20 protein-coding genes are annotated in these 19,855 nt (G+C 69.6%); 7 read left to right on the top strand and 13 right to left on the bottom strand.

Annotation, left to right across the window (positions count from 1 at the left end; all coding sequences use genetic code 11):
• Window positions 1-107: 107 nt before the first annotated feature.
• The 8 genes from ACWCOV_RS02740 to ACWCOV_RS02775 form a co-directional block, all read right to left on the bottom strand.
• Window positions 108-1,736: a dipeptide ABC transporter ATP-binding protein gene (locus ACWCOV_RS02740; RefSeq protein WP_449827482.1), complete on the bottom strand. Its 1,629-nt coding sequence runs from the start codon at window positions 1,734-1,736 to the stop codon at window positions 108-110.
• Window positions 1,733-2,236, bottom strand: a complete 504-nt coding sequence (locus ACWCOV_RS02745; protein ID WP_449827483.1) for a GbsR/MarR family transcriptional regulator — start codon at window positions 2,234-2,236, stop codon at window positions 1,733-1,735. The genes ACWCOV_RS02740 and ACWCOV_RS02745 overlap by 4 nt, the downstream gene beginning before the upstream one ends.
• Window positions 2,236-3,690: a serine hydrolase domain-containing protein gene (locus tag ACWCOV_RS02750; protein WP_449827484.1), complete on the bottom strand. Its 1,455-nt coding sequence runs from the start codon at window positions 3,688-3,690 to the stop codon at window positions 2,236-2,238. The genes ACWCOV_RS02745 and ACWCOV_RS02750 overlap by 1 nt, the downstream gene beginning before the upstream one ends.
• Window positions 3,691-4,572: an ABC transporter permease gene (locus ACWCOV_RS02755; RefSeq protein ID WP_449827485.1), complete on the bottom strand. Its 882-nt coding sequence runs from the start codon at window positions 4,570-4,572 to the stop codon at window positions 3,691-3,693.
• Window positions 4,565-5,491 (bottom strand): ABC transporter permease, encoded by a 927-nt coding sequence (locus ACWCOV_RS02760; protein ID WP_449827486.1) that lies wholly within the window; start codon window positions 5,489-5,491, stop codon window positions 4,565-4,567. The genes ACWCOV_RS02755 and ACWCOV_RS02760 overlap by 8 nt, the downstream gene beginning before the upstream one ends.
• Window positions 5,491-6,867, bottom strand: coding sequence for a M14 family zinc carboxypeptidase (locus ACWCOV_RS02765; protein ID WP_449827487.1), 1,377 nt, complete (start codon window positions 6,865-6,867; stop codon window positions 5,491-5,493). The genes ACWCOV_RS02760 and ACWCOV_RS02765 overlap by 1 nt, the downstream gene beginning before the upstream one ends.
• Window positions 6,867-8,453 carry a peptide ABC transporter substrate-binding protein gene (locus ACWCOV_RS02770; RefSeq protein WP_449827488.1) on the bottom strand — a complete coding sequence of 529 codons (1,587 nt, stop codon included), beginning with the start codon at window positions 8,451-8,453 and terminating at the stop codon, window positions 6,867-6,869. Before ACWCOV_RS02770 ends, ACWCOV_RS02765 begins: the two co-directional genes overlap by 1 nt.
• A gap of 160 nt (window positions 8,454-8,613) precedes the next feature.
• The gene (locus tag ACWCOV_RS02775; protein WP_449827489.1) at window positions 8,614-9,117 is read right to left on the bottom strand and encodes a MarR family winged helix-turn-helix transcriptional regulator; all 504 of its coding nucleotides are present in this window, start codon (window positions 9,115-9,117) and stop codon (window positions 8,614-8,616) included.
• Between the two features lie 32 nt (window positions 9,118-9,149).
• On the opposite strand from ACWCOV_RS02775, the gene ACWCOV_RS02780 reads away from it, so the two are divergent.
• The 4 genes from ACWCOV_RS02780 to ACWCOV_RS02795 all read left to right on the top strand — a co-directional run bounded on the left by ACWCOV_RS02780 (window position 9,150) and on the right by ACWCOV_RS02795 (window position 12,038).
• Window positions 9,150-9,608 (top strand): DUF4231 domain-containing protein, encoded by a 459-nt coding sequence (locus ACWCOV_RS02780; RefSeq protein ID WP_449827490.1) that lies wholly within the window; start codon window positions 9,150-9,152, stop codon window positions 9,606-9,608.
• 33 nt (window positions 9,609-9,641) lie between these two features.
• A complete protein-coding gene (locus tag ACWCOV_RS02785) occupies window positions 9,642-10,376 on the top strand; it encodes a maleylpyruvate isomerase family mycothiol-dependent enzyme (protein WP_449827491.1) in 735 nt (244 codons plus the stop codon).
• A gap of 77 nt (window positions 10,377-10,453) precedes the next feature.
• The gene (locus tag ACWCOV_RS02790) at window positions 10,454-10,801 is read left to right on the top strand and encodes a YciI family protein (protein ID WP_449827492.1); all 348 of its coding nucleotides are present in this window, start codon (window positions 10,454-10,456) and stop codon (window positions 10,799-10,801) included.
• Between the two features lie 7 nt (window positions 10,802-10,808).
• Window positions 10,809-12,038 (top strand): RNA polymerase sigma factor, encoded by a 1,230-nt coding sequence (locus tag ACWCOV_RS02795; protein WP_449827493.1) that lies wholly within the window; start codon window positions 10,809-10,811, stop codon window positions 12,036-12,038.
• Here the strand turns inward: ACWCOV_RS02795 and ACWCOV_RS02800 are convergent.
• The 5 genes from ACWCOV_RS02800 to ACWCOV_RS02820 form a co-directional block, all read right to left on the bottom strand.
• Window positions 12,035-12,754, bottom strand: coding sequence for a PH domain-containing protein (locus tag ACWCOV_RS02800; protein WP_449827494.1), 720 nt, complete (start codon window positions 12,752-12,754; stop codon window positions 12,035-12,037). The genes ACWCOV_RS02795 and ACWCOV_RS02800 overlap by 4 nt on opposite strands.
• An 88-nt stretch (window positions 12,755-12,842) precedes the next feature.
• The gene (locus ACWCOV_RS02805; RefSeq protein ID WP_165949072.1) at window positions 12,843-13,001 is read right to left on the bottom strand and encodes a hypothetical protein; all 159 of its coding nucleotides are present in this window, start codon (window positions 12,999-13,001) and stop codon (window positions 12,843-12,845) included.
• Between the two features lie 296 nt (window positions 13,002-13,297).
• Window positions 13,298-14,254: a methylmalonyl Co-A mutase-associated GTPase MeaB gene (gene meaB, locus ACWCOV_RS02810; protein ID WP_449827495.1), complete on the bottom strand. Its 957-nt coding sequence runs from the start codon at window positions 14,252-14,254 to the stop codon at window positions 13,298-13,300.
• Window positions 14,254-15,468, bottom strand: coding sequence for an acetyl-CoA C-acetyltransferase (locus tag ACWCOV_RS02815; RefSeq protein WP_449827496.1), 1,215 nt, complete (start codon window positions 15,466-15,468; stop codon window positions 14,254-14,256). The genes meaB and ACWCOV_RS02815 overlap by 1 nt, the downstream gene beginning before the upstream one ends.
• A gap of 59 nt (window positions 15,469-15,527) precedes the next feature.
• Window positions 15,528-16,829, bottom strand: a complete 1,302-nt coding sequence (locus ACWCOV_RS02820; RefSeq protein WP_449827497.1) for a class I adenylate-forming enzyme family protein — start codon at window positions 16,827-16,829, stop codon at window positions 15,528-15,530.
• 65 nt (window positions 16,830-16,894) lie between these two features.
• Here ACWCOV_RS02820 and mce point away from each other — a divergent pair, with 65 nt between their 5' ends.
• The 3 genes from mce to ccrA all read left to right on the top strand — a co-directional run bounded on the left by mce (window position 16,895) and on the right by ccrA (window position 19,838).
• Window positions 16,895-17,329 (top strand): methylmalonyl-CoA epimerase, encoded by a 435-nt coding sequence (gene mce / locus ACWCOV_RS02825; protein ID WP_449827498.1) that lies wholly within the window; start codon window positions 16,895-16,897, stop codon window positions 17,327-17,329.
• Window positions 17,330-17,467: 138 nt separating this feature from the next.
• Window positions 17,468-18,370 (top strand): anti-sigma factor RsbA family regulatory protein, encoded by a 903-nt coding sequence (locus tag ACWCOV_RS02830; protein ID WP_449827499.1) that lies wholly within the window; start codon window positions 17,468-17,470, stop codon window positions 18,368-18,370.
• A gap of 136 nt (window positions 18,371-18,506) precedes the next feature.
• The gene (ccrA, locus tag ACWCOV_RS02835) at window positions 18,507-19,838 is read left to right on the top strand and encodes a crotonyl-CoA carboxylase/reductase (RefSeq protein WP_449827500.1); all 1,332 of its coding nucleotides are present in this window, start codon (window positions 18,507-18,509) and stop codon (window positions 19,836-19,838) included.
• The last annotated feature ends 17 nt before the right edge of the window (window positions 19,839-19,855 follow it).

A 19,855-nucleotide genomic window follows, 5' to 3' on the forward strand; every position in this document is an offset into this window, starting at 1 on the left:
TTTCCAACTGCTGCCGGCCGTCCAGGCCATCACAATCGTGCGCCAGGGGCGCACCGCCACGTGACCAGCTGCGCAGCCGGGTTTTGTGATGGCCTGGAGGTCCGGGGTCAACCAGCCAACCGCAGCCCCCGCCGCTGCGCCTGCACCCGCGGGTCCGGGACCGGCGCGGCCTGGAGGAGGCGGGTCGTGTAGGGGTCCTGGGGGCTGCGCAGGACGGACTCCCGGTCGCCCTGCTCGACGAGCGTGCCGCGGCTCATCACGGCGACGCGGTCGCAGACCTGGTCGACCACGGCGAGGTCGTGGCTGATGAACAGGCAGGCGAAGTGCAGACGCTCCTGGATCGAGCGGAACAGCTCCAGCACAGTCGCCTGGACGGAGACGTCGAGCGCCGAGGTCGGCTCGTCGGCGATCAGCAGCGCCGGGTCCAGCGAGATCGCCCGGGCGATCGAGACCCGCTGCCGCTGACCGCCGGACAGCTCGTGCGGGTACCGGCCGGCCCACGCCCGTGGCAGCTCCACACTGTCCAGCAACTCCTCGACCCGACCGCGCAGCTCCGCGCCCCGGACGCCGCGATGGACGGCCAGCGGCTCACCGATCGACTGCCCGATCGTGGCCCGCGGGTTCAGCGACCCGGCCGGGTTCTGGAACACGACCCCGATCCGCGACCGCGTTTGCCGCAGTACGGCGGAAGACGCCGACGACAGCGCCTGCCCGGCAACCCTGACCTCGCCGCTCGTGATCGGAGCGAGTCCGAGCACCGACTTGCCGAGCGTGGACTTCCCCGACCCCGACTCGCCCACCAGGCCGGTGATCTCGCCGGGCGTCAGGACGAGATCCACGTGGTCGACGGCGCGGACCGTGCGGCCCCGGCGACCGCGGTACTCGACGACGAGATCCTCGATCACCAGCGCGGGTACGTCGCGGACGACGTCGACCGGCTTGGCGTCGTCGCGGACCCCGCCCCGCGGGACCGCGTCGAGCAGGGCGCGGGTGTACGGCTGCGCCGGCCGGTCGAACAACTCGTGCACGCCCGCGGTCTCGACCACCGAACCCTTGCGCAGGACAACGACCCGGTCGGCCACGTCGGCGACCACGCCCATGTCGTGGGTGATGATCATGATCGAGCCGGAGATCTTCGACCGCATCGCGAGCAACACGTCGAGCACCTCCTGCTGCACGGTCACATCGAGCGCCGTGGTCGGCTCGTCCGCGATCAGCAGCTCCGGATCGCAGGCGACCGCGATCGCGATCATCACCCGCTGACACTGCCCGCCGGACAGCTGGTGCGGGTAGTACTTCATCCGCGACTCGGGAATCTCGACCAGCTGCAGCAACTCGACGGCCCGCTCACGTGCCTGCGCGCGGGACAACTCCGGCTGGTGTGCCCGGATCATCTCGACCAGCTGCGACCCGATCGTGAACACCGGGTCGAGCGCGCCGACCGGGTCCTGGAAGATCATCGCGATCCGCCGCCCGCGCAACGCGGTCAGCTCGGCCCGCGACATCGACAGCACGTCCTCGCCGCCGAACACGATCCGCCCGCCGACCGTCGCGTTCGACGGCAGCAGCCCGAGCGCGGCCAGCGACGTGACGCTCTTGCCCGACCCCGACTCCCCGACGACCGCGAGCACCTCGCCCGGCCGGACCTCGAAGCTCACCCGGTCCACCGCGCGTTGCGTCGTACCGCCGACGGTGAAGTCGACAGTCAGATCCTCGAAGCGCAAGACGTCATTCACTCGCCCTCCTCCGCGTCCAGCTTGTCGCGGTATTCCTGCCAGTCGGCGAGCATCTTGCGGTGGTACGACGTCAGCCACTCGAAGTAGTTCCGCGCGTACCGCAGCCGCTTCCGCGGACCCGGCATGTCGTCGGGCAGCTCGTCCAGCATGTCCGCGAACAGCTGTTGCTGCTTGCCCAGCGACCGCCGCTCGCCGGCCAGGAAGCTGCCCCAGATGTCGTCCTCGACCTTGAAGTAGTGGTTCCGGTCCCCGGGTACGGCGTGCCGCGCGATGAACCCGAGGTCGATCAGCCGGCGCGTCGTGCTCGAGATCGAGCCGGCGCTCGCCGCCAGCGCCCGGGCCAGCTCGGCCGACGACACGTACGGCTTGTTGCTCACCATCAGGTAGCCGAGCACGCGGCCCTCCATCCGCGGCGAGCCCGCGAGCTCCCGGATCAGGGCGAACTGCTCGACGAAGTCGACCCGCCGCGAGTCCTCTTCCCACGCATCGTCGTCGACCATCACGACCTCCTCGCCAGCTCGTGCACGTCGGCCGCCGCGATCTGCGCCGACCGCCGCGCCCGGAACGCCTCGACCGGCCAGCGGGACACCCCGCCGTACCGGACGTGCGACGGCTGCCCGTCGCTGTCCCAGGTGTACTCCACCTTCTCGCCACTCGAGCCGAAACCGGCGGCAGGCACGACGGCCAGCGTGTTCTCGTCGACGACCTGGAGCTCCTCGTAGCTCTCGACCGGGTCCGGCGCGGCCGGGAAGAACGCGACCAGCCGCCCGCCGAGCAGCGCGATGCTGACCACCCCCATCAGGCTCGCGAACGTCCCGCAGAACCGGCGCCCGTCGATGTCGCTCGGGACCGTCGTGCCCGCCGGAGCCTTCACCGCCAGGTTGAGCAGCTTCACCACGCCGGTCGCGAGCGTTCCGGCCGGTCCGCCGATGCAGTTGGTCAGCACCGACACGACGAGCTGGTCGACCGGATCGATGAACGTGCGGGTGATGTGGCCCGGGTACCCGCCGCTGTGGCCGACCAGCCGCCGGTCGCCGACCTTGACGATGTCCATGCCCAGCCCGTAGCGCCCGAGCTCGTTGCCGTAGGCGTTGATCAGGCTCTCGTCGCGCTGCACCAGCCGCTTGCTCGCGTCGGTCAGCAACTGCTCGGCGCCGAAGTAGTGCGCGGCGCCGTACGTCGTCAGGTCCTCGGCGGTGGAGTAGAAGCCGGTGGCGGCGGCCATAGCGCGGGTGTCGACGTGCGGGATGGTCTCGCGTACGTCGACGCCGTCGAGCAGACCGGTGTGGCCGGCTGCATACTCACTCGCGCGTTGTGGGTCCCACTCGGCGCCGGTGTTGGTCAGGCCGAGCCGGCTGGTGATGTTGGCGTCGACGTAATCGCCGTACGACAGACCGCTCGCGGACTCGATCACCAGGCCGAGCAGCGAGTAGCCGATGTTGGTGTACTTGAAGTGCTCGTTCCGCTCGAACACCTGCCCGTCGGACAGGCACAGAGCGATCAGCGCCTCCCGGTCCGGGAAGTGGTCCATCAGCTGCCAGTAGTCCTTGTCCACGCCGTCGCGGATCACGCCGCCCTGGTGGCCGAGCAGTTCCCGTACGGTGACCGGGCCGAGTGGGCTGCCGGCGAGCTCCGCGACGTACGAGTCGACCGGATCGTCCAGCCGGACCTTGCCCTGCTCGACGAGCTGCAGGATCGAGGTCGCGGTGAAGGTCTTCGAGTGCGAGGCGATCCGGAACAGGTGGTCGGTGCGCAGCGGCGTCCCGGCGACCTCGTCGCTGAAGCCGAGCGCGGTCGACAGCACCACCTCGTTGCCGACGCGGACGGCGGCCTGCACGCCGGGCGTCCGGAGGTAGCGGCGCTGGAACTCGAGCCAGCTCTGCAGAGCAGGTGCCGCTTCGCGGGCGGTGTCGATAGGGAACAAGGCGGCGTCCGTTCTGTGGTGGGTGGTCATTCAGGAGCGTCCCTTCGGGTTCACCGCGTCGCGAAGCACGTCGCCGAGGGTGATCAGGCTCAGTACGGTCGCGGCGAGGAAGATGCCCGGGTAGATCAAAGTGTGCGGTGCCTGCTGGAACCGCGACTGCGCGGTGGCGAGTTGCAGGCCCCAAGAGATCGACGGCGCCCGCAGTCCGAGGCCGAGGAAGGTCAGCGTGGACTCGGCGACGATGACACCGCCCACGGTCAGCGTGGCGACCGCGAGCACCGGGCCGATCGAGTTCGGCAGCACGTAGTGGGTGAGGATCCGGGTGACCGGGAACCCCATTGCCTTCGCGGCCTGGACGTACTCCGCGTCGCGGGTCGCGCGGACCGTCGTACGGACCATCCGGGCCAGCGCCGGCCAGGAGAACAACGCGAGGACGAGCGAGACCGACAGCACCGAGCGCTCGCCCAGACTGTTCAGTACGACGATCGCGCCGAGCAGGAACGGGAATCCGAGGAACACGTCGGTGAGCCGGGCGAGCACCGAGTCCGTCCAGCCACCGACGTACCCGGCGACGGTCCCGATCAGCACGGCGATGACGAGCGCGATCAGCGTGCAGAACAGGCCGACGGCCAACGAGGCGCGGGCGCCATGGACGACGTTCGCATACACGTCGCAACCCTGCAGGTCTTGGCCGAACAGGTGTCCCGGCGACGACGGACGCGCGCTCGCGGAGATGTCGCACGCCCGCGGATCCAGGTGGCTGAACCAGCCGGGGAACAGCGCGAGCAGGATAAGTACGACGAGCACCGTCAGCGGCAGCCAGAACAGCACCCGGCGGCGGACGGTCGCCCAGACGCCGCGACCGGCCAGCGCGTCCTCCTCGACGGTCTGCGCGAGCACCTGGTCAGTCATGGCGGATCCTCGGGTCGAGCAGCGAGTTGAGCAGGTCGACGACCACGCTGGTGACCAGGAAGATCAGGATCAGCGCGGTCGCGATCCCGACCACGGTCGGGCCCTCGTGCACCCGGATCGACTGGAACAACAGCTGGCCGACTCCGGGCAGGTTGAAGATCCCCTCGGTCACCACGGCACCACCGAGCAAGGCGCCGAGGTCGATGGCGAGGTAGGTCAGCACCGGGATCGACGAGTTCCGCAGGACGTGCACACCGATGACACGGCGCCGGGTCAGTCCCTTCGCCCACAGCGCCCGGACGAAGTCCGAGCTCATCGTGTCGACCACGCTCCCCCGGGTCAGCCGGGCGACCGCGGCCAGTCCGTAGATCGCGAGAACCGTTGCCGGCAGCAAGTAGGACCCGGGCCAGCCGTCGTTGACCCCCGCGATCGGGAACAGCGACAGCCGCACGCCGAAGACGAGTTGCGCCGTCACCGCCATCACGAAGATCGGCACCGAGGTGATCAGGATCGTCATGATCAGCACGCCGCGGTCGATCCAGGTGTTCTTCCGCAGCCCGGCGAGCAGCCCGAGGCCGACCCCGAGCACCACCTGGATCACCCACGCGGTCAGCGCCAGCCGGATCGTCACCGGCCAGCGTTCCGCGAGCCGCTCGGCCACCGAGCGGCCGCGGAAGTCGACCCCGAGATCGCCGGTCACCAGGTTGCCGAGGTAGCGCAGGTACTGCGACCAGAGCGGATCGTTCAGGTGGTACAGCTCCCGGATCCGCTCGACCACCGCCGGCGATAACGGCTGGTCGCCACCGAGACTCGAGATCGGGTCACCGGGCAACGCGAAGACGGCGGCGTAGATGGCGAACGTGACGCCGAAGAACACCAGCACGAGCTCGACGAGCCGCCGGACCGTGAAGCGAAGCATCAGCCCGCCTCTCGCCGTACGGCGTTCAGCAGGGCGAGCGTGGCCGCGTACTGAACCCCGACGAGGTGGTTGATCGGGACGGTCCGCAGGTCCTGGTCGAGCGTCGCGGCCTCGTCCTGCCACTCACGGTAGAACTCCCGCAGTCGCCGGCCCAACGGATGCAGCGCCGCGTGCGCACTGCCCCGCGCGATCTCACCGTCGATGGCTCGAACGAGCATCCCGCCGTACCGCAGCCGGAAGGAGCGGTTGACGTCGAACAGGCCGAACACCTCGGCGACGGTCGCGCGCCGTGCCCGGTCGATGTCCTCGGCCCGGCGCCGTTCGCGCTCCGGTCGCTTGAGCAGGTACGGCATGAACGCCGCCACCGCCCGGACCAGCTGGGAGTCGTCCGAGAGGTACGGCCGCGCCGCCTGGAAGACCTCGTCGATCACCAGCAGGTTCTTCTCCAGCTCATCCGCCGCCGCCACGAGCACCTGCTGGTACGGCGAGTCCGTCTGCGTCTCGTCGTCGACCGCCGGGTGCGTCCAGTACGGCAGCTCAGCGACCAGGCTCACCGTGCCGTGGCGTTCCGCGTAGGCGGCCGACGAGCTACCCGACTCGTTCGGCGTCGGCAGCCCCAACTGCTCGGCATAGTCGTACGACGCCTTGGCGGAGATCATCTCGTACACCGCCGGGCCGAGCGGGCGGGCGACCGGGGTCTCGGGCTCGCCCAGGTTGAGGGGCAGGTCGAAGGACGCGGCGATGGCGTGCAACTCGTCGACGAAGCCCTCGAGCTCCCTGGTGACGTAGTAGTACACGCCGCCGAGCTCGGTGTTGTGCAGCGAGGCCGCGATCACCGGTTTCAGCTCGTCGATCACCCGCATCAGCGCGAACGCCTCGGGCATCACCTGGTCGAAGTACGCGTCCTTGTACTGGAACGGGAACGACCACTCGACCTGCTCGGCCGGCGCCGGGCGGTAGAAGTGCTCGCCGTAGTGCACGCGGTTGAACGGACCGTCGAACCAGCCCTCGTTCAGCCGGGTGCCGTCGGGGTCGATGCAGCCGATGATGTTCCAGCGGCACCCGCCGCGCAGGTCCGAGTCGGCGACCAGGTCCTCGGCCAGCTGGATCGCGGTCCAGAAGCCGATCGGCTCGTTCGGGTGCACGCCGGCGTAGACGAGCGCCTGGTCGGCTCCGTCGCCGATCGAGTACATCGTGATCGGCTCGCCGAGTCGCGACGTACCGATCCTGCGCCTGGTCACGAGGTCCGGGTGGTTGCCGGTCAGCTCGTCCAGGCGGTCCGCGATCTCGTCGGCGCCCGGGAAGTGGTCGAGGTCGGGGACGCGGTGGGCCCGCTCCAGGATCTCCTGGAGCGGGCCGCCGTCGGTTGCTGTCATCAACTGTCCGCCAGCGTGGTGTTCTCGAGCTCCACGGCGCCCGCGCCCTCGGCCAGCTTCGCGATCCGGTCCGAGGTGGCGTACGCGTACTTCTCGAAGAACATCGGCGGCGCCGGGAAGTCCTTCAGGATCGCCTTCTGCACCTCGACGTACCCCTCGATCGCCTTCTGCTGGTCGACCTGCGCGTCGGCCTTCGCGAGCAGCTGCTCGACCTCCGGGGTGTAGTACGGGATGCAGTTCGTGCAGCCGCCGGCCTTGGTGTAGAAGGACCGCAGGGTGTTCTGCTGGCTGGCGTAGAGGGCGCCCCAGCGGGAGAAGTACGGGCCGCTGAGCTTCTTCTCGGTGCGCAGCTTCTGGAACTCGGGGAAGTCGGTCGTCGGGGTCGCGGTGACGTCCTTGATCCCGAGGTTCTGCCGGAGCTGGTTCGCGTAGGCGTTGTAGAGGTCGTCGAGGCCGGCGCCGCCCGGGTAGCGGATCTCCATCTTTCCGGAGAAGCCGCCGGCGTCGGCCAGGAGTTGCTTGGCCTTGGCGGGGTTGAAGGTGCACAGCTCACCGCAGAGGCCGGTCGGCGTGCCCGGCTCGCCCGGCGGGGTGAGTGCCGTGGCCGGTTCCCAGATGCCGCCGTAGATCACGTCGCTGACGGCCTTGCGGTCGATCGCCATCGAGATCGCCTGCCGGACCCGGATGTCGGCGTAGCGCTTGTCGTACAGCGGCAGGCCGAGGTAGTTCATGCCGAGGCCCTGGAAGACGTACGCGCGGTCGCCGAAGTCCTTCTTCACCTGCGCCATCCGGCTGGCCGGCACGAACAGGATGTCGGTGTTGCCGGCCTGCACGTCGGTGTAGGCGGTGGTCATGTCGGTGTAGGGCTTGAAGGAGATCTCGTCGACGCTCGGCTTCGGACCCTGGTAGTTCGCGTATGCCTTGACCGTCACCGGCTCGTTCTCCCGGTAGCTGTCCACGATCTCGAACGGGCCGTTGCCGATCGGCTTCTTCCCGAACCCGTCGAGGTCGGTGTACGCCGCCTCGGGCAGCGGGAAGAACCCGGTCTGCGCCTGCGACAGCTGGGTCGGGAACTGGCCGTCGGGGCCCTTCAGCGTGACGGTGAAGGTCAGCTCGTCGACGACCTTCAGGCCGGACAGCTGGGTGGTCGTGGGCTTGCCGCCGGCCGGGTTGAGGGCGTCGTACCCGGCGATGTTGACCAGCTGACCGCTGTTCTCCCAGGCGTTCGGGCCGTAGGCGACTGTGCTCCAGGCCTTCACGTAGCTCTCGGCGGTCACCTTCTCGCCGTTGTGGAAGGTCCAGCCGGGACGCAGCTTGATGGTCCAGTGCACCGCGTCGGTGGACTTCACCGACTCGGCGTTCAGGTAGGTCAGCGAACCGTCGGCCTTGACGAAGGTGAGGCTCGAGAACAGCGCCCTGACCTGCGGGAACGCGATCGTCTGCCGGCCCGGGTTCAGGGTCACCGGGTCGTCGACGGCGTACGAGATCGCTCGGGTCCCGCTCTCGGCCGACCCGCCGGACCCGCCTCCGGAGCAGCCGGTGACCGCGAGGGCGCCGGCGAGCAGAACGGCAGCAGCACGCTTCATGGGGTCCTCCAGGGGACTTCGCGGCCGAGGGGGCCGGCCGGGTTCTCCCGATCCTGGGACACGAAGTGGATGCCTGGCAATAGGGAAGCTTGGGAAGTTTCAGTATCGAATGAACTTTTAGCATGCGCGTAACACAAGGTGTCCGCGGAGTGGACAGCTGTCAGGTGAAGTCGCCGGCGTTGTGGCGCAGCGGCTCGAGGACGGACCAGAGCATCTTGAGCTGCTCGTCGGTCAGGCCGGACAAGGCGAAGTCGGCGGCGACCAGGTCCGCGGTGGCGCGTTCGACCAACTCGCGGCCCTCGGGCGTGATCTCGCACAGCACCGCGCGGCCGTCGTCGGGGTGCGGTTCGCGGGTCACCAGTCCGGCGGCCTCCAGCCGCCGTACGATCGAGGTCACCGAGGTCGGGTGCACCTGCAGCCGCTCGCCCATCTTGCCCAGCGGCAACGACCCGCGCCGGGAGAACGTCAGCAGCACCAGCGCCTCGAACCGGGCGAACGTCAGCCCGTGCTTGCGGAGGATGTCGTCGAGCTCACCGATGACGATCTGCTGGGCCCGCATCAGCGACGTGACGGCCCGCATCTGCTCGACCGCACCCCACCGCCGGCCCCACTGCCGCGACGCCTCGTCAATCGGATCGAACGGCAACGCCCTCTTCCTCGCCATGAGCCGAAGATTAGCTGGACACTAGGCGGACCATGGCGAATCTCAGGGCGAAACTCAGGCATTCGGACTTCCCCGACCTCGGCAACGACTCCCCCGCCGAGCAGCTGATCAGCGTGCGGTTCAACTGGTACTTCCAGCACGCGCGGCAGGCCCGGGTCGCCTACCGCGCACTCGGCACCCTGCAGTTGCTCGCGGCCCTCGTGATCGCGATCTCGGTCGCCATCTCGGCCCCGACCTGGCTGGCACCGGCCCTCGGCGGTCTGATCGCTCTCGCCGAGGGCATCCGCACCTTGTTCGGCTACCGCGACAGCTACCCGACCTACACCCGCACCGCACAGCAACTCCGCAACGAAGCCTGGCTCTACGCCCAGCGCGCCGGCCGGTACGCCAAGACCGAGGACCCGGTCCGGCTGCTCGCCGAGCGCGTGGTCGAGATCAGCCAGGAGGAGACCGCCGACTGGGAGGCCGCGTTCAAGACCCGCACCATCTGATTTCTGTCCGCGGTCGGTGTCATGCTCTGGCGTATGGCATCGGCGGAGTTCTACCTCGAGCAGTTGCGGGCCGAGTCGGCGCGACTCGGTGAGGTCGCGCGGATGGGGCTGGACGCCACGGTGCCGAGTTGCCCGGGATGGACGGTCGAGTCGGTGGTGCGGCACGTCGCCATGGTGTACCTGCACAAGGTGGAGGTGCTGCGCCTCGGTGCGCTGCCGGACCCGTGGCCGCCCGACCTCGGTGCGCGTGACGCGCTCGAGCTGTACGACGAAGCACGCGTGGCGATCGTGGACGCGCTGCTGGCGGCCGGGACCGGGCGGGAGACGTGGACGTTCAACCCAAACGACAAGACCTCCGGGTTCTGGTTCCGGCGGATGGCGCTGGAGAGCGTGGTGCACCGGATCGACGTCGAGCAGGCGCACGACGTGGTCACGCCGATCGACGCCGCGCTGGCGCTCGACGGGATCGACGAGGTGCTCTACCCCAACCTCGGTGGGCCGTGGTGGGAGGAGGGCGACACCGAGCACCCGGTCGATGCCGCCGTACGGATCACTGCCGACGGACGGTCGTGGACGGTGCGCGCGGATGCCACGAGCGTGGCGGTGAGCCAGGACGCCGAGGGTGAGGTGGCGGCTGAGATCTTCGGGACGGCCGATGCCGTGTTCCTGTGGTTGTGGGGGCGGGTGGACGAGTCCGTGATCCGGTCTGCCGGGGATGAAGGCGTCGTCCGCGAGCTCCGGGCCCGGGTCGCGGAGTGCACCACCTGAGCGATGTCCTGTGCCGGGGGTGGCTGTTCGTTCTTTGGGTGAGGGACCAGAGTGGTCCTAGGTGAAGGAGGCCTCCGATGGCGCAGTACCTGGCACTGACCTACACACCGGACGTCGACTGGTGGGCGCCCGAGCAAGCGAGTGAGCTGGCGGAGTATCGGCAGTTCGGCGTGGACCACGAGGGCAGCATCAAGGCGAGTGCCGTGCTGCACCCGACGCCGACGGCAACCGTCGTACGGGTGGAGGGCGCCCGCGGCGGGAAGGTCGTCACGACGGACGGGCCGTACGCCGAGACCAAGGAAGCGCTGACCGGGTACTACCTGATCGAGGCCGACGACCTGGAGCAGGCAGTCGCGATCGCGGCGCAGATCCCGGCCGCGTGGAACGGCGCCGTCGAGGTCCGGCCGGTCATCGCCGCCAAGTAGTTCGGCTGTGTCCGACGACGCGCTCGCCGAGACGATCCGGATCGAGGGCACGCGGATCCTCGCGACCCTGATCCGGACGGTCGGCGACGTCCAGCTCGCCGAGGACGCCGTCCAGGAAGCGACCCTGGCGGCCCTCGGCGCCTGGCCGGTGACCGGCGTGCCGCCCGAGCCGCGCGCCTGGCTGACCGTGACCGCGCGCCGGAAGGCGATCGACATGATCCGCCGCGAGCGAGCCCGTCCCGGCAAGGAACGCGACGGCTTGGAGCTGATGGAGCTCAGCCAGTCGGACGGGTTCGTGCCCGACAGCGTGGTCCAGGACGACCTGCTCCGGCTGATCTTCACCTGCTGCCACCCGACGCTCTCGCCGCCGACCCGAGTCGCCCTCGCCCTGCGCACACTCTGCGGCCTGACGCCCGCGCAGATCGCCGGCGTCCTGCTGACCACCGATGTCGCCACGACCAAGCGCCTCACCCGCGCCCGGCAGAAGATCGCGGCCGCCCGGATCCCGTACCGCGTGCCATCGGAACGCGAGCTACCCGACCGCCTGCCGGCCGTCTGCGCGGTGATCCACAGCCTCTACACCGCCGGCCACGCACCGATCGAGGGCGAGACCGCGTACGACGTCGACGTCTGCGCCGAGGCGATCCGGCTGGCCGAACTGCTGCACGAGCTATTGCCCGAGCAGCCGATGCCCACCGCCGTCCTGGCGCTGCTGCTCCTCACCGAGGCCCGCCGCCCGGCCCGGCTCGACGAGGACGGCGAAGTCGTCACGCTCGACCAGCAGGACCGCACCCGATGGGACAGGGAACTGATCGCTCGCGGCGTCGCGCTGCTCAACGACTCGCTGGAGCGGTCGAACCGCCAGGCCGATCCCTACCAGTTGCAGGCCGCGATCGCCGCCGAGCACGACCGCGTCCCGAGCTACGCGGCCACCGACTGGCGCGAGATCCTCAGGCTCTACGACCTGCTCGTGTCGATCGCTCCGAGCACGTCCGCGCATCTCGCCCAGGCGGTCGCGGCCGCCGAGGCGGACGGCACCGCGGCCGGGCTCGCGATGCTCGACGTACTCCCGCCGAGCCCGCGCTGGCACGCCGTACGCGCCGAGCTCCTCGCTCGCGATCACCGGTACGCCGAAGCCGCTGCAGAGCTCACGCGAGCACTGGAGAGCCCGGCGACGGACCCCGAACGCGCACACCGCGAGCGGCGGCGGCAGATCTTCCTGCGGAAATCCGGCTAGTCGCGGTCCTCGTCGGTCCAGTTGCCGCGCTCGCTGTTGAAGATCGACTTGCTCCCGGAGCCGGCCACTGGACGGGACTGGGACTGATGGGCCGGCGTGGGGGCCACCGTGGTGGTGACCTCCTGCGCGGAGTCCATCCCGATCGGGCCGGTGCCGTCGTCGTCGGAGTCGTCGTCGCCCTGCACCACGTCGACGCTCGCCGACGCGCGCAGACCGGTGCGCTGGATGACTCGCTGGATGGTCAGGTCCCGGTCGTCGGGACGGCTGACCCAGCGGATCTCACGGAAGCCCTGGTCCTGCGCCGCGGACTCGAAGACGAAGTGGCCGTAGCCGAAGATCCGCCCGACGATCGGCTTCTGCAGGGTGATGTCGAGGACTCGCGCGATCGGCGTGGTCGCGACCGTCTGGGAGAAGACGCCGCGGATCCGCATCACCCGCATGTTGGTGACCACGAACCGGTCCCGGTGGTGGGTGAGGAACTGCCAGAAGGCGTGCATGAGCAGGATCAGCACGATCGCCAGCAGCACCTGGGTGCCGCCGATCGAGTTGGTCACCAGCGCCACCAGCAGGGCGGTCGCCAGCACCACCTCGAGCATGGGCACCGTGAAGACCACCCAGTGCTGCCGGACCTCGTCGATGACGACTTCGCCCTCGTCCGAGATCAGATGGCGCCGGACCTTCGGGTCGAAGATCCGGAACAGGCCTATTCCGGCCATCCGCTCACTCCCCTGTCACGCTGTTGTGTGACCCCGTACAGCCAAGTGTCCCGCACGATCGCTCGGCACGGGACACTTGGTCAGCAGATCAGTTGAACAGCGCGGTCAGGAACGTGATCACGCTCCCGAACGCGTCGCCGACGGCTGAGAACGCGCCTCCCACCGCGTCGGCGGCGTTCGCCGGCTGAGTGAACAGATAGAAGCCGGCAAAGGCGATGACCGACCAGATCAACAGCTTCTTCGGCATGTCACCACTCCTCGTTCGCAACCACTCGGTCGACTGTGTTTGGATTTGTATCACGGACCGTCACCAATTGTCACTGACTGAACACAGCCCACCGCACAATGCTCACCAGCTACAAGTCCCATTCTGTAACGGATTCGGGGGCATGGCAGCAACCGGCGCGCCGCCGTGAGACGCGGATCGCGCCGTTGCGGGGAAATCTCCCCGGATCTGCCCGATTTCGGAACTGATGTCACTCCTACCACACCCGACGACACAATGTGACAGAGTGTGGTCGAGTGTTGCAGCTCGCACCCTGATCAGAGCGCCGCGATCAGCTCGTCGGCGGCCGTGTACGGGTCGGTGTTGCCCTCGGCCACCTTCGCGGCCAGCACGTCGAGCCGGGCGTCGCCGTGCAGGTGCGCGAACCGGGACCGCAGGGCCGTCATCGCGATCGCCTCGATCTCGTCCCGGGCCCGGCTCCGGCGGCGCTCGTCCAGGACGCCGTTGGACGCCATCCAGGCCAGCCGGTCCTCGATCGCCGCCACCACCTCGGCGACCCCCTCGTTGCGTGAGGCAACCGTCTTCAGGATCGGCGGCGACCACGCGCCCTCCGGCCGTTCGGCCAGCGCCAGCATCGCCCGCAGGTCGCGGGTGACGGCCTGCACGCCGTCCCGATCGGCCTTGTTCACAACGTAGATGTCGCCGACCTCGAGGATGCCGGCCTTCGCGGCCTGGATGCCGTCACCCATGCCCGGCGCCAGCAGGATCACCGTCGTGTCGGCCATCCCGGCGATCTCCACCTCGGACTGGCCGACCCCGACGGTCTCCACCAGGACGACGTCGAACCCGGCCGCGTCGAGCACTCGCAACGCCTGCGGAGTCGACCACGCCAGCCCGCCGAGATGCCCGCGGGACGCCATCGACCGGATGAACACCCCGGCGTCCGTCGCGTGGTCCTGCATCCGCACCCGGTCGCCCAGCAACGCGCCGCCGGAGAACGGCGACGACGGGTCGACCGCCAGCACGCCGACCCGCTTCCCGGTCTCCCGGTACGCCGACACCAGCGCGGACGTCGACGTGGACTTGCCGACCCCCGGAGAGCCGGTGATCCCGACGATGTGCGCGTTCCCGGCGTACGGCGACAGCGCCGCCATCACCTCGCGGAGCAGCGGCGACTCGTCCTCGACCAGCGAGATCAGCCGGGCGACGGCCCGGGAGTCACCCTCCCGGGCTCGTTCGACCAGCTCGCCGACGGGCGCGGTGCGGCGCGGCATCAGCTCTTCGGTACCCGAACGATCAGTGCGTCACCTTGGCCGCCACCACCGCACAGGGCCGCGGCTCCCACGCCGCCGCCACGGCGCCCGAGCTCCAGCGCCAGGTGCAGCACCAGGCGGGCGCCGGACATGCCGATCGGGTGGCCGAGGGCGATCGCGCCGCCGTTCACGTTGACCTTGTCGACGTCGACCTGGAGCTCGCGCGCGGACGCGATGCCGACCGCCGCGAAGGCCTCGTTGATCTCGATCAGGTCGAGCGCGGACGGCTCGATGCCTTCCTTCTGGCAGGCCTTCACGATCGCGTTCGCCGGCTGGCTCTGCAGCGACGAGTCCGGTCCCGCGACCGAACCGTGCGCGCCGATCTCGGCGATCCAGCTCAGCCCGAGCTCCTCGGCCTTCGCCTTGCTCATCACGACCACGGCACAGCCGCCGTCGGAGATCTGCGAGGCCGAGCCGGCGGTGATCGTGCCGTCCTTGCCGAAGGCCGGCCGCAGCTTGGCCAGCGACTCGACCGAGGTGTCGCTGCGGACACCCTCGTCGCTGTCGACCACGATCGGGTCGCCCTTGCGCTGCGGCACCTCGACCGGGACCACCTCGTCGGCGAACACGCCGTTCTTCCAGCCGGCCGCGGCCAGCTGGTGCGAGCGGGCGCTGAACTCGTCCTGCTCCTCCCGGCTGAGCTTCAGGCCTTCGTTGTTCGCCTGGTCGGTGAGGGCGCCCATCGCCTGGTCGGTGAACGCGTCCCACAGGCCGTCGAACGCCATCGAGTCGACCAGCGGCACATCGCCGTACTTGAAGCCCTCGCGGGACTTCGGCAGCAGGTGCGGGGAGTTCGTCATCGACTCCATGCCGCCGGCCACGACGACCTCGTACTCACCGGCCCGGATCAGCTGGTCGGCCAGGGCGATCGCGTTCAGCCCGGACAGGCAGACCTTGTTGATCGTGATGGCCGGGATGTTCATCGGGATGCCGGCCTTGACCGCTGCCTGGCGGGCGGTGATCTGGCCGCCGCCGGCCTGCAGCACCTGGCCCATGATCACGTACTCGACCTGGTCCGGCGCGACGCCGGCCTTCTCCAGTGCGCCCTTGATCGCGAACCCGCCGAGCTCGGCGCCGGTGAAGCCCTTGAGGCCACCCAGCAGCCGCCCGATCGGGGTCCGCGCGCCGGCGACTATGACGGTTTGGTTCTGCGAGCTGCGAGTGGCGTCAGACATGTTTGTCACGATACCTGCGACGGCACTGGTACGCCCCTGGTCCGACCCTGTCGATCAGGTCACACACGCGGCGCGGGTTTACCGGTCGACGTGATCGGCAGCGTTCGCACGAAGACGATCCGGCGCGGCACCTTCGGCGGGGTCAGCCGGGTGCGCGCGTGGGCCAGCAGTTCCGCCTCCGCCACCGGGTCCTTCCGGACCACGTTGGCTTGCAGCACCGCGCCGTACTCGTCGTGGGGTACGGCGTAGACGCGCGCCTCCGCGACCGCGGGGTGGCTGAGGAGCGCGTCCTCCACCTCGATCGGGAACACGTTCTCCCCGCCCGTGACGATGAGGTCGTCGGCCCGGCCGTCGACGAAGTACCGGCCGGCCGAGTCGCGGTGGCCGAGGTCGCCGGAGTCGGCCATCGACCCCGCCAGCCGGCCGCCGACGCACAGATGACCGACCTCCCCGGCTCCTAGCGGCCTGCCGTCGTCGTCGAGGATCTCGAGGTGTACGCCGGCCGCCGGACGACCGATCGTGCCCGGCGCCTCGCGCAGGTCGGCCGGCGTCGCGAGCGTCGACCACCCCAGCTCGCTCGACCCGTAGAGGTTGAACAGCACCGGCCCGAAGGCTCTCGTCAGGCGGTCCGCTACGACTGGCTGCAACGGCCCGGCGCCACTCACCACTGCTCTTGCCGAGACCACCACCCCGGTCCACGCAACCTTCGCCAGGACTGGAGGTACGCCGGTCAGCACGGCACCCGGGTGGTCGCGCAGGAACGCCGCCACCTCGTCCGCGTCGAAGTGCCGCCCTACGACGACCGGCATGCCGAAGGCCAGCCCCAGCGCGAGGAAGCCCACGCCGAAGCCGTGGAACAGCGGTTGTGTGACGACCAGCGGAACCCCGTGCTGCAAGGGCAAACGCCGTACCAGGGTCGCTACCGGGACGGCCTGAGCGACGGTCACCTTCCGCTCGACGACCTTCGGCGTACCCGTGCTGCCCGACGTCATCACGACCACCTGACCGCGGCGCGCGGCTCGGTGCTTTCCGGCATCGACGGACGGTCCGCGGGGATCGGCCAGGACGACATCCGCGTTGGCTCGCAGGCCGGAGACGACGGCGGCGACGAACGACCGGCCGTTGGGCTCGCGGACCACGATGCGTTCGCCGTCCGTGGGCTCATGGGTCAGTTGTTCGAGCTCGGCGTACGTGAGCGCGCCCTCGTCGTCGATCAGTGCGACATCGCCGGGATGGTTGCGGGCGGCAAGCTTCGTCAGGGTGGCCAGAGTCAGGCCGTGGGCGTGGAAGGCACCGGGCGCGCGCCAGGGCCGCACGGCCGCCAGCAGCCGGCCGAGACCGATGACCGCGTCCCCCGCCACAGCTTCAGTGTCGCATCGGCCACTTTTGGTTGGAATCGCGTGACCGGCTGGGCCACGCTGGCGCTATGGACCACCTCGCCGCCACCAAGACCCTGTTCGAAGCGATCGACCACGTGGGCATCGCCGTGGCCGACTTCGACGAGGCCGTCCGGTACTACGCCGACGTCTTCGGGATGACCGTCGCGCACGAAGAGGTCAACGAGGAGCAGGGCGTCCGCGAGGCGATGCTGTCGGTCGGCGACTCCGGGTCGTCGATCCAGCTGCTGGCGCCGCTGTCGGAGACCTCGCCGATCGCGAAGTTCCTCGACCAGCGCGGGCCGGGCATCCAGCAGCTGGCCTACCGGGTGCGCGACCTCGACGCGGTGTCGGCGACGCTGCGGGAGCGCGGCGCGCGGCTGCTGTACGACGAGCCGAAGCGGGGCACGGCCGGGTCGCGGGTGAACTTCATCCACCCGAAGTCGGCCGGCGGCGTCCTGGTCGAGCTGGTCGAGCCCGCCTGAGGCTTTCCGTCACCACGGCGGCGCTCTCGGTGGTGCCCGGCAAAGCTGAGGAAACCTCACCGTTACCGCTCTTCCACACCGGGTGACGGCGCGCGCCGACACCCTGCCGAGTGGCGTTTCGCGGACTACGCTGTTCGGGTGCTGAGGGACAGCGCCACCGACTCTCTGGACGGTGTGCCGACGGGGTTCCAGCACGGCGCCTTCGTCTACACGACTGACGAGGAGTTCGTGCGGCTCGCGACACCTTTCGTCCGCGACGGCCTGGCAACGGGTGAGGCGATCGTCGCTGCCCTGCCGCCTGCCCGGATCGCCTTGCTGCGCGCGGCGCTCGGGCCCGAGGGCGAGCAGGTCGGCTTCGTCGACATGACCGAGGCCGGCCGCAACCCGGCCCGGCTGATCCCGCTGTGGCGCGACGCGCTGGAGCGGAACCCGGGCCGCCCGGTCCGCGGCCTCGGCGAGCCGGCCTACGCCGGCCGGACCGAGGAGGAGTACGACGAGGCCGTGCTGCACGAGGCGCTGCTGGACGTCGCCTTCGCCGCCGACAAGGGCTTCCGGCTGCTCTGTCCCTACGAAACGTCGGTCGGCATCGACCCCACTGCCACCCACTCGGGCGCGGAAGCCCTTGCGGAGAAGACGTTCCGCACGGCGCTGAGCGACGTACCGGATCGGGCCGAGCGCTGGGAGTTCGGGCTGGCCGACCTCGGGGAGGTCCGGCAGTGGGTGAACGCGCAGGCGTCGTCGTACGGGGTGTCGCGGGACCGGCTGGACGACCTGGCGCTCGCGCTGCACGAGATCTGCACGAACAGCATCCGGTTCGGCGGCGGGCGCGGGACGCTGTCGGTGTGGACCGCGGACGGCACGCTGATCTGCGACGTGGCCGACCGCGGCCGGATCGACGACCTGCTGGTCGGACGGGTGCTGCCGCCGCTCGACGGGCTCGGCGGACGCGGTGTCTGGCTGGCGAACCAGCTCTGCGACCTGGTCCAGTTGCGGTCCGGCGACGATTTCACGCAGGTGCGGCTGCACACGCGTCTTCGGTGATAAGACCACTGACAACGGTGGACTGGAAAAGTGACGGTCGTCTCAACCGTCCCGTCCTGTGTTACACGGCACAGCCAGACGTGCATACTCAGCGGTAAGTTCCGCTCACCCAGACCGCCGCTGCAGGAGGTACGACGTGAAGCAGATCCTCGAAGCGATTCTGTCCGGTGACACCGCTGCCGTCGGCGCGCTCGACGTGCCGGACCATTACCGCGGCATCACCGTGCACGCCGACGAGGCGACCATGTTCGAGGGTCTGGACAGCAAGGAGAAGGACCCGCGCAAGAGCCTGCACCTCGACGACGTGCCGACCCCCGAGCTGGGCCCGGGTGAGGCGCTGGTCGCGGTGATGGCGAGCGCGATCAACTACAACACGGTCTGGACCTCGATCTTCGAGCCGGTCTCGACGTTCTCGTTCCTGAAGCGGTACGGGAAGCTGTCGCCGCTGACCGCCCGGCACGACCTGCCGTACCACGTGGTCGGCTCCGACCTGGCCGGCGTCGTCCTGCGGACCGGGCCTGGCGTGAACGCCTGGAAGCCCGGCGACGAGGTGGTGGCGCACTGCCTGTCGGTCGAGCTGGAGTCGCCGGACGGGCACAACGACACGATGCTCGACTCCGAGCAGCGGATCTGGGGCTTCGAGACCAACTTCGGCGGGCTGGCCGAGCTCGCGCTGGTGAAGTCGAACCAGCTGATGCCGAAGCCGGACCACCTGACCTGGGAGGAGGCCGCGTCCCCGGGGCTGGTGAACAGCACGGCGTACCGGCAACTGGTCTCCTCGAACGGCGCGAACATGAAGCAGGGCGACGTCGTGCTGATCTGGGGCGCGTCCGGCGGGCTCGGCTCCTACGCGACCCAGTTCGCACTGAACGGCGGCGCGATCCCGGTCTGCGTGGTGTCGTCGCCGGAGAAGGCGGAGATCTGCCGCGCGATGGGCGCGTCGCTGATCATCGACCGCTCGGCCGAGGGGTACCGGTTCTGGTCGGACCCGACCACGCAGGACCAGAAGGAGTGGAAGCGGTTCGGGGCCCGGATCCGGGAGCTGACCGGTGGCGACGACCCGGACATCGTGTTCGAGCACCCGGGACGGGAGACGTTCGGGGCGTCGGTGTACGTCGCCCGGCGCGGCGGCACGATCGTCACCTGCGCGTCGACGTCGGGGTTCATGCACGAGTACGACAACCGGTATTTGTGGATGAACCTGAAACGGATCATCGGCTCCCATTTCGCCAACTACCGCGAGGCCTGGGAGGCCAACCGGTTGATTGCCAAGGGCATGGTCCATCCGACCGTCAGCAAGGTGTACCCGCTGGAGGAGACCGCCCAGGCGGCGTACGACGTGCACCGCAACCTGCACCAGGGCAAGGTCGGCGTCCTCACGCTGGCCCCGTCCGAGGGCCTCGGCGTCCGGGACCCGGAACTGCGCGAGAAGCACGCGGCGGCCATTAATCGCTTCCGCAACAGGTAGTTCTGCACAGGCCCCGA

The sequence above is a fragment of the Kribbella sp. NPDC002412 genome, assembly GCF_053592935.1.